Below are 11,322 nucleotides of genomic sequence, written 5' to 3' on the forward strand. Positions count from 1 at the left end.
GGCGCGGTAGACTCGCAGGCAGTTGCAACCAAGGAACGCCATGCACCGGTATATCGTCTACCTGCTCGCCATCCTGATGTTTCCCATCTGCCTGTGGTTGGCCACGATCTGGCCGGCCTGGTACTGGGGCGTCGGCCTGACTGCCGCGATGGTGGCGCTGGGGACCTGGGATCTGCTGCAGAAGCGCAGCACGCTGCGCCGCAACTATCCGGTGATGGCGCATTTCCGCTATGGCCTGGAATCAATCGGCCCGGAAATCCGCCAGTACTTCGTGCAGAGCGACCTGGAGGACGTGCCGTTCTCGCGCCAGCAGCGTGCGCTGATCTACCAGCGCGCAAAGAACGAAATGGACACGGTGCCGTTCGGTACCCTGCGCAGTACCTATGCGGTGGATTACGAGTGGATCAACCATTCGCTGGCTCCCACCTCCATCGCCAAGCATGATTTCCGCGTGCTGATTGGGCCGAACTGCGCCAAGCCTTATTCGGCCAGCGTGTTCAACATCTCGGCGATGAGCTTCGGTTCGCTCTCGGCCAACGCGATCCGCGCACTGAACGAAGGTGCGCGGCGCGGTGGCTTCTACCACGACACCGGCGAAGGTTCGATTTCGCCCTACCACCGCGAGATGGGCGGCGATCTGGTCTGGGAAATCGGCTCGGGCTACTTCGGCTGCCGTGACGAGAAGGGTGGTTTCAGCGAAGAGCGCTTCGTCGCCAACGCTACCCACGACCAGGTCAAGATGATCGAGATCAAGCTGTCGCAGGGTGCCAAGCCGGGCCACGGCGGCGTGCTGCCGGCACCAAAGGTGACCGCCGAAATATCGGTGACCCGTGGTGTTCCGATGGGCGTGGACTGCGTATCGCCGTCGCGTCACTCGGCATTCTCGACGCCGGTCGAACTGTTGCAGTTCGTGGCCCGGCTGCGCGAGCTGTCCGGTGGCAAGCCGGTCGGTTTCAAGCTGGCCATCGGCCACCCCTGGGAATGGTTCGGCATCGCCAAGGCGATGCAGGAAAGCGGGCTGCTGCCGGACTTCATCGTGGTCGATGGTGCCGAGGGAGGCACCGGCGCGGCGCCGGCTGAATTCGTCGACCATGTCGGCGTACCGATGCATGAAGCACTGCTGCTGGTGCACAACACCCTGGTCGGCCTGGACCTGCGCGAGCGCATCCGCATCGGCGCCGCTGGCAAGATCACCAGTGCGTTCGACATCGCGCGCACCATCGCGCTGGGTGCCGACTGGTGCAATGCCGGCCGAGGCTTCATGTTCGCGCTGGGCTGCATCCAGTCGTTGAGCTGCCACACCGACAAATGCCCGACCGGCATCGCGACCCAGGACCCTGCGCGCTGGAAGCATCTGGATGCACCGGACAAGGCCACCCGTGTGTACAGCTATCACGAGCACACACTGCATGCCTTGAAGGAACTGTTGTGCGCGGCGGGCCTGAACGATCCGGCCGAGCTGGGGCCGGAGCACATCCTGCGTCGCGTGTCGCCGGTGGAAATCCGTTCGCTGGCGTCGCTTTACCGCTACCTGGAACCGGGCGAGCTGCTGCACAAGGTGCCCGACCATGCGGTATTCCATGCCTTCTGGGCCGATGCGCGCAGCGACTCGTTCCAGCCGCCGCCGAAGATCCAGGCTCTGCGCGCCAGCAAGTCGCGGTAGCGTGATGTTGTAGAGCCGAGCCCATGCTCGGCTGCTGTTCTCATCGCGAGGTCGGAACGAAGAACAGCCGAGCATGGGCTCGGCTCTACGAGGAGATGTCATGCAGTTCAGGACCGGCACCATGGATGACGTGGCCATGTTGTGGGCGTTGCGCACGCGTTGCGTGCGCGAGACCTGCAGCAGCCATTACCCACCCGCGGTCATTGCGCCCTGGTCGGCGTCGCCGCCGCCCGCGCAGTACGCGCGGCTGCTGGGGCAGGGCGGTTGCGTGGTGGCCGAGGACGGGCAGGGTGGTCTGCTCGGCTTCGGCGTCTTTGATGTCGATGCCAATGAAGTCGATGCGTTGTTCGTCGATCCGGATCATGGCGGCCTGGGCATTGGCCAGGCGCTGATGCAGCGCCTGCTGGCGATGGCTGATCGTGAGCGTGAGGTGGTGCTGTCGGCCTCGCTCAATGCGGTGCCGTTCTATCAACGGCAGGGCTTTGTCAGCGTGCGTGAGGAAGCCTATGCACATCCCAGCGGTGTGGCGTTGGCCTCGGTGAGCATGCGCAGGCCGTGGTAAGTGGCCTTTCCCTGCGTTAGATTCAAGCCGAGCATGGGCTCGGCTCTACAGGTAACGCCGTCGAGCATGGGCTCGACGCTACACGGCAGGCGTCACCGCCCGGCCAACCAACCGATCACGCCCTCGGCGGCACGCCGGCCACTGGCGTAGCACGCGGTCAGCAGGTAGCCGCCGGTGGGGGCCTCCCAGTCCAGCATTTCACCGGCGCAGAACACGCCAGGAACGGCCCGCAGCATCAGGCCGTCATCCAGCGCATCCAGGCGCACGCCACCGGCGGTGCTGATCACCTCGGCCATCGGCCTTGGGCGCAGTAGGCGCAGCGGCAGGCGCTTGAGCGTGGCGGCCACAGCCGGCAGGTCGTTGCCGGCCTCCTTGCCAAGAATCTCGAACACGAGTGCGGCCTTCACCGCATCCAGACCCGCCTGGCGGCGCAGGTGCTCGCCGAAGCTTCGGCCGTTGCGGGGACGTGACAGGTCGGCCAGCAGGCGCGCCTCGTCGCGACCGGGCACCAGGTCCAGCCACAGCATTGCGTGGCCATCGCGGTTGATGGTCTCGCGCAGGTCGGCGGCCAACGCGTAGACCAGGCTTCCTTCAATGCCATATTCGCTGGCCACGCACTCGCCTTGCAGCGACCGCGGTTGTCCAGCCAGGTCGATCCAGTGCGCGACCACCGGCTTCAATGGTGCGCCGGCATTGCGCTGGGTAAAGAACGGCGTCCAGTCCACGTCGAAGCCACAATTGGCTGACTGCAGCGGCGCGATGTCCACGCCACGCGCCTGCAGTGGCACGACCCAGGCGCCATCACTGCCGAGCTGCGGCCAGCTGCCGCCGCCCATCGCCAGCACGGTGGCATTGGCGCGGACATCGACTTCGCCCGCATCGGTGGCAAAGCGCAGGGCGCCGTCGTCGCTCCAGCCGATCCAACGGTGGTTGGCATGCAGGCGCACGCCCTGTTCCTTCAACCGGCGCACCCAGCCGCGCAGCAGCGGCGCCGCCTTGCGGTCGACCGGGAACACGCGGCCGGAGCTGCCCACATAGGTTTCCACGCCCAGGCCGGCGGCCCAGTCACGCAGTGCCTGTGCGTCGAAGCCGTCCAGCCAGTTGCCGACCACAGCGGCCTGCTCGCGGTAGCGGCTGTCGAACAACGGCCGCGGATCGGAATGGGAGAGGTTGAGGCCGCCCTTGCCGGCGATCAGGAACTTTCGGCCAGGCGACCCCTTGGCCTCGTACAGGTCGACCTCCAGCCCAGCGGCACGCAGGCGTTCGCTGGCGAACAGGCCGGCCGGGCCGCCGCCAATGACGGCGACCCGATGGGGCATGGCGGCATTACGGTTTGACATCGAGCAGCTCGACGTCGAACACCAGCGACGAGCCCGCCGGAATCGGGCCGACCTTGCGGTCCCCGTAACCGTAGTCCGGCGGAATCATCAGCGTGCGCTTGCCGCCGACCTTCATGCCGGCCACGCCCTCGTCCCAGCCGCGGATGACCTGGCCGGCGCCGAGCGCGAAGGTGAACGGCTCGCCGTGCTTGAAGGAGCTGTCAAAGGTCTTGCCGTGCTTGGTCTCGGTACGGTTGTCGTAGATCCAGCCGGTGTAGTGCACCGTGACCTTGCTGCCGGCGATGGCTTCGGCGCCGGTGCCGGGCACGGTATCGATCCGCTCGAAGGTGGTCAGCGTGCCGCCGGGCGGCGGGCCGGATGGTTCGGTCGAGCAGCCAGCGGCGGCGAGGGACAGCAGCAGGGGAAGCAGCAGGCGGCGCATCGGGCGTCTCCAGAAGGGCGCGGGGCGAGGGCGGCAAGGGTAGCGCATCGGCGCCGGGTATCATGGGGCCATGGCAAAACTCCTGCTCAATCTGCGTAATGTCGGCGACGACGAGTATGCCGATGTCTGCACGCTGCTCGACCAGCACGGCATTGCCTGGTATCGCACTGAACCCAGTCCGTGGGGCATTTCCAATGGTGGCCTGTGGCTGCGCGACGACGATGATCATCCGCGTGCGAAGGCGTTGATGGCCGAGTACCAGGCCGAGCGCGGCCCTCGCATCCGCGCTGAGCGTGAGCAGGCATTGCGTGATGGCACGGCCGAGACCTTCGGCAGCCTGTTCCGGCGCCGGCCGGCCTATGTGGTGCTGGTGCTGCTGGCGATGGCCGGCGCGGCGGCGCTGGTGCTGCTGCCGTTCCTGCTGTTGCGGGGGTAACGGGTTTCGACCGGGTTGCACCCGGCACCCGCAGAGGCAACGGCAACGTCAAAAGCGGGTTTCCGTGGGATGGCGCGGCGGTGTGGGCAGGCAGGACATGCCGTAAACCCATCTTTGGGGGCCAGATCAAACGGTCCCGCCTGCCCACACAGCCCCGCCTCTGACAGTTCCCGTGATCTGAAGTTGATCCACACCATGCGTGGATGAATGGGGATATCTGACCCTGGGGCGGTCTGGCGCTAAAATGGCGGGATGATCGCCAATACCGCTGCCTATCATTTCGCCGTCATCGACGCTCCCCAGGCCCTGTGCGACCAGCTGCTGGCCCGTGCCGAGACGGCGCAGCTGCGCGGCACGATCCTGGTGGCCGGCGAGGGGCTGAACCTGTTCCTGGCGGGGGCGCCGGAGGCGGTCGAGGGCTTCTATGCAGCGCTGCGTGCCGATGCGCGTTTCGCCGACATGCGGGTCAAGACCAGCCTGAGCGAGCACCAGCCGTTCGCGCGGCTGAAGGCCAAGGTCAAGGACGAGATCATCAGCTTCCGCCGCGATGACGGCCAGCCGCTGGACTATCCGCGCGCACCAGCGGTTGATCCGGCCACCGTGCAGCGTTGGTTGCGGCAGGGGCATGATGACGCCGGCAAGCCGGTGGTGATGCTCGATACCCGAAATCTGCAGGAAGTGGAGTACGGCACCTTCAAGGATGCGCTGGTGTTGCCCATCCGCAAGTTCACCGACCTGCCCGAGGCGCTGGCGCCGCATCGCGATGCGCTGCGGGACAGCACCGTGGTCAGTTTCTGCACCGGCGGCATCCGCTGCGAGAAGGCCGCGCTGTGGATGGTCAATGACGGCATGGACAATGTGCTGCAGCTCGATGGCGGCATCCTCGGCTACTTCGAGGAGGTGGGCGGCGAAGGCTACGAAGGCCGCTGCTTCGTGTTCGATGAGCGTGTGGCGCTGGATGCCGAGCTGAAGCCGATGGTCGACCAGCCGCTGCCGGAGCCGCGCCCCAGCGCGTTCTGACCGCGCTTCTGTAGAGCCGAGCCCATGCTCGGCTGCTGTTGGTCGACGAAAGGCAGCCGAGCATGGGCTCGGCTCCACACGATCCGGTGGGCGCTGAACCTGCCCTACGGGAATCAGCATCCCGCCACCGTCACTGGCCGCTGCGCCCGGCCGCCCCCATGCAAAGGTGATCCTGTGACGGAAAAACGCCTGATGATCCCGTTGTCGATCCTTGACCTGGCCCCGGTCTGCGAGGGCAGTGACACCACCGCCGCCTTCGCCAACATGCTGGAACTGGCGCAGCACGCCGATGCGCTGGGCTACCGCCGCTACTGGCTGGCCGAACACCACAACATGCCCGGTATCGCCAGTGCCGCCACCGCCGTGCTGATCGGCCATGTTGCCGGTGGCACCCGGCGCATCCGTGTCGGCGCGGGCGGCATCATGCTGCCCAATCATGCCCCGCTGCAGGTGGCCGAGCAGTTCGGAACGCTGGCCTCGCTGTATCCGGACCGCATCGACCTTGGCCTGGGCCGTGCGCCGGGCACCGATCAGCCGACCGCGCGAGCACTGCGCCGCTATTTCGATAGCGCCGACCAGTTCCCGCAGGACGTGCGCGAGCTGCTGCACTACTTCGAGCCGGTCCAGCCTGGACAGGCGGTGCAGGCCGTTCCGGGTGGTGGCCTGCGGGTGCCGACCTGGATCCTCGGTTCAAGCCTGTTTGGCGCACGCATGGCCGCCTCGATGGGCCTGCCGTATGCATTCGCCTCGCATTTCGCGCCGGACGTGATGGACGAAGCGCTGGCGGTGTACCGCCGCGAATTCCGCCCCTCGGCCACGTTGAAGCAGCCGCACGCGATGCTGGCCCTGAATGTTGTTGCCAGCGACAGCGAGGCCGAGTCGCGTCGCCTGTTCACCAGCCAACAGCAGAGTTTCGTCAACCTGCGCCGCGGCCGGCCGGGCAAGATCCCGGCGCCGATCGACGACATTGAAGCCTTCTGGGAGCCGCACGAAAAGCTCGGCGTGGAACGGGCCCTGGCCTGCACCGTGCTGGGCGATCCGCAGCAGGTGGCCGAGGGTATCGCCGCTTTCGTTGAGCGGCACAAGCCTGACGAGCTGATGCTCACTGCCAACCTGTATGACCACCGTGCGCGCCTGCGTTCCTTCGAGCTGGCGATGAACGCCTGGCATGGCCGCCACGCGGGCTGAACAGTCGCGTCACGGCCCGTTGCGGCTGATCCGCGTCTGATGGGAGCTCCCCTTTCTGGAGTTCCCACCATGGCCGAGACCCGTGCCGAACACATTGCCCAGCTGGCTGAACTGATCAAGGACGTGGAGGTGGCGATGTTCACCACCACCGGCGTCGATGGGCGGCTCTACAGCCGGCCGTTGGCCACCCAGCAGGTCGCCTTCGACGGTGACCTGTGGTTCGTGATCACCGCCGACAGCCCGAAGGTGGCCGAGATCGCGCTCGACCCGCGCGTCAATGTGGCCTATGCCTCGCCATCGAAGAACACCTATGTGTCTGTGGCGGGGCGGGCGCGGGTTGTCGATGATCGCGCGAAGATCGAAGAGCTGTGGTCGCCGGCGATGAAGCTGTTCTTCCCCGCCGGCAAGGAAGACCCCAACCTTCGCCTGATCCACGTGCGCGCCGATAGCGCCGAATACTGGGATGGCCCGGGCACCTTGCTGGGCAAGGCATTGAGCTTCGTGCTGTCGGCGGTGCAGGACGATCCGGCACCGCTGGCGGACAACGGATTCGTCGACCTTCGGTGATTGCCGCATCCACGCGTTGCGTGGATCTAGCGGATGCCGGTAGTGCCGGCCGTTGGCCGGCTACCTTGGAAACGTGGCAGCCGGCCATCGGCCGGCTCTACCGGATGCCGCTTCAGAACCAGCGCTGGAAAAGTTCCACTGTATAGCCCACCAGCTGCCCCGAACTGAAGCCGAAGAACGCGATCGCCACCAGCGCTGCGATCCAGTTGAACAGCATCAATGCACCATCGCGCTCCAGCAGCGCCAGCGAGAACAGCAGCAGCTGGAAACCGAACAGGAAGTTGGTGAACGGAATCGGCAATGACAGCAGGATGCCCAGCAGTACCAGCAGCAGGCCGCTGAAGGCGTGCGCGGGCAGCGGTGTCAGCAACTGCGGCAGGCGAGGCTTCAGCATCCTGTCCAGTCGCCGCAACGGGCGATCGATACGGTCCAGGAAGCGGTGCATGGTGCCGCGCTTCGGCCCGCGTCGGGCAATGAAACCGGGCAGCCAGGGCCGGCGCAGGCAACACAGCATCTGCAGTCCGATCAGGACCACGAGTGGGCCGCTGACTGCCCCCCCCATGCCCGGGATCGGGATGAACGAGGGCAGGATCGCCACGAACAGGAACACGCCGAACGCGCTCTGCTGCAGGTTGCTGAGGATCTGGCCGAGCGGCATGTGCTCGGCGGGATCGCCGGAGGCGAACATCTCCAGCAGGGTGCGGATGCCCTCGTTGCGGTAGGCCGCGCGCTGAGCGCCCTGGCCCTGGCCGGCCTCAGGCGGTGAGCTCATCGGCCTGCTCGTCGGACAACGTGCGCAGCAGCAGCTTGTCCACCCGCGCACCGTCCAGGTCGACCACCTCGAAGCGCCAGCCGGCCCAGTCGAAGTACTCGCCTGCGTGCGGGATGCGGCCGAAGTAGTGGATGCACATGCCGGCCAGCGTGTAGTAATCGCCGTCCTCGGCATCGGGCAGGTCGTTGCTTCCGATCAGCTCGCGCAGGTCCTCGATCGGCAGCGAGCCGTCGACCAGCAGCGAGCCGTCCTCGCGGGTCACCACCAGCGCATCCTCGTCGGCATTTTCTACGGCCTGCAGGCGGCCGACCACGGCGCCCATCAGGTCGCTGATGGTCACCAGGCCCTGGATCTCGCCGTACTCGTCCACCACCAGCGCCATCGACTGCTGCTCCTCGCGGAAGATCTCCAGCAGCTTCATCGCGTGGGTCGATTCGGAGACGTACAGCGGTTCGCGCAGGGTCTGGAACAGCGCGTTGTCGCCGCGCGCCATGCGCGTGGCCAGCGATTTCAGCTCCAGCACGCCGACCACGTCCATGTCGTTGTCGCGGTACACCGGGTACCGCGAGAACTCGTGCTCGGCCATGATGTCCAGATTGCGCTCCAGCCCGGCCTGGGTGTCGAGCCAGGCAATGCGGTTGCGCGGGGTCATCAGGCTGTCGGCGGTGCGGTCGCCCAGGCGCATGACGCGGTTCATCATGTCGCGCTCATGAGCGTCGATCACGCCAGCTTCGTGGCTCTCGGCCACCAGCATCCGGATCTCTTCTTCAGTCACCTGCGCGGCCTCGTCCTTGCCCAGGCCCAGCACCTTCAGTACCAGCTGGGTGGTCTTGGACAGGAGCCAAACGAAGGGCAGGGCCAGCCTGGCCAGCCAGCTCATCGGCATCGCGACCAGGCCGGCAATGGCCTCGGAGCGGGTCAGGGCCAGACGCTTGGGCACCAGTTCGCCGAAGATCAGCGTGATGAAGGTGATCAGCGAGACCGCCAGGGCGGTGCCTACTTCGCGCGCGTACGCAAAGCCGGGCATCAGGCCCTGCAGCCAGCCGGCGATCGCGTCGCCGATCGCATCACCACCGAGGTAGCCGGTGAGTACGCCGATCACGGTGATGCCGATCTGCACCGTGGACAGGAAGCTCTCCGGCTTCTCCGAAAGCTCCAGCGCCTTGGCGGCGCGCTTGGAGGTGGCGGCCATCTGCTTCAGGCGGCTCTTGCGCGAGGTCATGACCGACATCTCGGACATGGCGAAGAAGCCGTTCAGCAGAACCAGCGCGAAGACAATCAGGATCATTTCAAACACGGGCGTCGTCCCCGGTTGGTGGCAGGGAGGGCGGGTGCTTGCGATGGCGGCAGGCGCTCAGGAACAGGGTCCGGCGCGGCGCAGGGGGATAAGGGTCGTCGTCCATAAGGTGCGCCCGGAGGCGCGCTGGCATCTTAGCAAAGGGGCGTGGCAGGGTGACAACCGCCTGTTCAGGTTGGGGGTCCCAGAGCCCGGAAAGGGCGCGGGGATACCCGTGATGGTCATCTAGCCGTCATAATTCGCTCTGGTGCCGTCCTTCCCGCGACGGCTGACAGGTTTCTCAATGTTCTCTCTGCAGACCATTTTCGGTTCCGGCAAACAGTTCTACACCCTGCTTGATGAGGCTGCCGTCGCGGCTTCCGATGCCGCCAAGGCGCTGCATTCGATGCTGCGCGAGGCCGATCGCCAGCCCGCGCTGGACGCCTTCAAGCTGGCCCGCCTGCGCGAACGCGCGGCCTCGGACAAGATCAGCCAGGCGCTGGTCGACAGCTTCATGACCCCGATCGAGCGCGAAGACATCGAAGCGCTGGGTTCGGCCCTGTACAAGATTCCGAAGCAGATCGAGAAGTTCGCCGATCGCTATTCGCTGGCCACGACCCACCTGGAGCACATCGACTTCGCGCCGCGCGCGGCGATGCTGGAACAGGCCGCCGGCGTGGTGGTGGAGATGGTGGCCGACCTGCGCCACATGAACCTGGACCGGATGACCGCGCTGAACGAGAAGCTGCGCTCGCTGGAGAACGAGGCCGACCGCCTGATGCTCGAGCTGTACCGCGACATCTACTCCGGTCGCCTGGACAACCTGCAGATGTTCCTGCTGAAGGAATTCTTCGAGATCCTGGAAAAGGCCATCGACCGTTGCCGCGAGGCTGGCGTGGTGGCGTACCAGATCGTGTTGAAGAACAGCTGACGGACGCCGCCGCATGTTGACCCTTGTCCTGGTAGTGATCCTGGCCGCGCTCGTCTTCGAGTTCATCAACGGCTTCCACGACACTGCCAATTCCATTGCCACCGTAGTGGCGACCAAGGTGCTCTCGCCCGGCTGGGCGGTGATGCTGGCCGCCTTCATGAACCTCATCGGTGCGCTGACCGGTACGGCGGTGGCGCTGACCATCGCCTCGGGCCTGCTCAACACCAACGTGGTGGAAGTCACCCCGCAGGTGATCCTGTGCGCGCTGCTGGGCGGCATCATCTGGAACCTGATCACCTGGTGGAAGGGCCTGCCGTCCTCGTCTTCGCACGCCCTGATCGGTGGCCTCTGCGGTGCCGGTCTGGCCGCGGCCCACAACAACTGGGACGCGCTGATCTGGTCGGAGCGCCTGGGCAGCTGGGCGCAGAACAAGGGCCTGCTGTGGAAGGTGTTCGTGCCGATGATCACCTCGCCGATCGCCGGCTTCCTGCTCGGCATCGTGGTGATGGTGCTGCTGTGGGCGCTGATCGCCGGCCTGGCCAAGGTCGGTGGCGCCATCGGCCGCCTGGCCCGCCCTCGCATCGTCAATGCCTTCTTCGGCAAGGCGCAGATCGCCTCGGCGGCCTACATGGGCTTCGCCCACGGCCACAACGACGCGCAGAAGACCATGGGCATCATCGCGATGACCCTGATTGGTGCCGAAGCCACCGGCGCACTGAACGATCTGCCGTCCTGGCTGGCCTTCATGCACCCGGACGCGCACGCCGGTGACGGCATCGCCATGTGGATCGTGCTGACCTGCGCGGTGGTGATGGCGGCCGGTACCGCTTCGGGTGGCTGGAAAATCATCAAGACCCTGGGCCACAAGATGGTCAAGCTGCACCCGATCCACGGCTTCGCCGCGGAGACCAGCTCGGCCACCATCCTGACCCTGGCGGCCCACTTCGGCATGCCGGTCTCGACCACGCACAGCATCTCCACCGCGATCATGGGCGTCGGTTTCGCCAAGAACCCGCGTTCGCTGAAGTTCGGCGTGATCGAGCGCATTGTCTGGGCCTGGATCCTGACCATCCCGGCCGCAGGCGGCTGTGCGTACCTGATCCTGAAGCTGTTCGAGCTGTTTGGCTGGACCTGATCGCCACGCCA

At 66.2% G+C, this 11,322-nt stretch carries 12 protein-coding genes; 8 read left to right on the forward strand and 4 right to left on the reverse strand.

All coding sequences use genetic code 11. The features are described 5' to 3' along the window. The first annotated feature begins 40 nt into the window (after positions 1-40). Together ACM0PK_RS17690 and ACM0PK_RS17695 are read left to right on the forward strand one after the other, a co-directional pair. A complete protein-coding gene (locus ACM0PK_RS17690) occupies positions 41-1,663 on the forward strand; it encodes an FMN-binding glutamate synthase family protein (protein ID WP_111202142.1) in 1,623 nt (540 codons plus the stop codon). Positions 1,664-1,763: 100 nt separating this feature from the next. After that, complete coding sequence (locus ACM0PK_RS17695) at positions 1,764-2,225, forward strand: GNAT family N-acetyltransferase (RefSeq protein ID WP_072166704.1); 462 nt, start codon at positions 1,764-1,766, stop codon at positions 2,223-2,225. Between the two features lie 92 nt (positions 2,226-2,317). Here ACM0PK_RS17695 and ACM0PK_RS17700 read toward each other — a convergent pair whose 3' ends face one another. Continuing rightward, positions 2,318-3,565 (reverse strand): TIGR03862 family flavoprotein, encoded by a 1,248-nt coding sequence (locus ACM0PK_RS17700; protein ID WP_414607624.1) that lies wholly within the window; start codon positions 3,563-3,565, stop codon positions 2,318-2,320. Next, positions 3,552-3,986: an FKBP-type peptidyl-prolyl cis-trans isomerase gene (locus tag ACM0PK_RS17705; protein ID WP_005416011.1), complete on the reverse strand. Its 435-nt coding sequence runs from the start codon at positions 3,984-3,986 to the stop codon at positions 3,552-3,554. The genes ACM0PK_RS17700 and ACM0PK_RS17705 overlap by 14 nt, the downstream gene beginning before the upstream one ends. Before the next feature lie 70 nt (positions 3,987-4,056). Between ACM0PK_RS17705 and ACM0PK_RS17710 the strand changes: the two genes are divergently transcribed. From ACM0PK_RS17710 to ACM0PK_RS17725, 4 genes are all read left to right on the forward strand, one after another. Further along, positions 4,057-4,422: a DUF6164 family protein gene (locus ACM0PK_RS17710; RefSeq protein ID WP_111202140.1), complete on the forward strand. Its 366-nt coding sequence runs from the start codon at positions 4,057-4,059 to the stop codon at positions 4,420-4,422. Between the two features lie 252 nt (positions 4,423-4,674). Beyond that, on the forward strand, positions 4,675-5,442 hold the full coding sequence (locus ACM0PK_RS17715) for a sulfurtransferase (protein WP_088497739.1): 768 nt from the start codon (positions 4,675-4,677) through the stop codon (positions 5,440-5,442). Positions 5,443-5,634: 192 nt separating this feature from the next. Next, on the forward strand, positions 5,635-6,630 hold the full coding sequence (locus ACM0PK_RS17720) for an LLM class flavin-dependent oxidoreductase (RefSeq protein WP_072166700.1): 996 nt from the start codon (positions 5,635-5,637) through the stop codon (positions 6,628-6,630). A 69-nt stretch (positions 6,631-6,699) separates the two neighbouring features. Beyond that, positions 6,700-7,197: a pyridoxamine 5'-phosphate oxidase family protein gene (locus ACM0PK_RS17725; protein ID WP_005416015.1), complete on the forward strand. Its 498-nt coding sequence runs from the start codon at positions 6,700-6,702 to the stop codon at positions 7,195-7,197. A gap of 112 nt (positions 7,198-7,309) precedes the next feature. Here ACM0PK_RS17725 and ACM0PK_RS17730 read toward each other — a convergent pair whose 3' ends face one another. Then, a complete protein-coding gene (locus ACM0PK_RS17730) occupies positions 7,310-7,969 on the reverse strand; it encodes an exopolysaccharide biosynthesis protein (RefSeq protein ID WP_005416016.1) in 660 nt (219 codons plus the stop codon). Continuing rightward, the gene (locus ACM0PK_RS17735) at positions 7,953-9,257 is read right to left on the reverse strand and encodes a hemolysin family protein (RefSeq protein ID WP_005416017.1); all 1,305 of its coding nucleotides are present in this window, start codon (positions 9,255-9,257) and stop codon (positions 7,953-7,955) included. Before ACM0PK_RS17735 ends, ACM0PK_RS17730 begins: the two co-directional genes overlap by 17 nt. 292 nt (positions 9,258-9,549) lie before the next feature. Here ACM0PK_RS17735 and ACM0PK_RS17740 point away from each other — a divergent pair, with 292 nt between their 5' ends. Continuing rightward, positions 9,550-10,176: a DUF47 domain-containing protein gene (locus ACM0PK_RS17740; protein WP_004152833.1), complete on the forward strand. Its 627-nt coding sequence runs from the start codon at positions 9,550-9,552 to the stop codon at positions 10,174-10,176. 13 nt (positions 10,177-10,189) lie between these two features. Further along, positions 10,190-11,311 carry an inorganic phosphate transporter gene (locus ACM0PK_RS17745; RefSeq protein ID WP_019658889.1) on the forward strand — a complete coding sequence of 374 codons (1,122 nt, stop codon included), beginning with the start codon at positions 10,190-10,192 and terminating at the stop codon, positions 11,309-11,311. The last annotated feature ends 11 nt before the right edge of the window (positions 11,312-11,322 follow it).

It is taken from the genome of Stenotrophomonas sp. FR010 (assembly GCF_047520755.2).
Classification (GTDB): domain Bacteria; phylum Pseudomonadota; class Gammaproteobacteria; order Xanthomonadales; family Xanthomonadaceae; genus Stenotrophomonas; species Stenotrophomonas sepilia.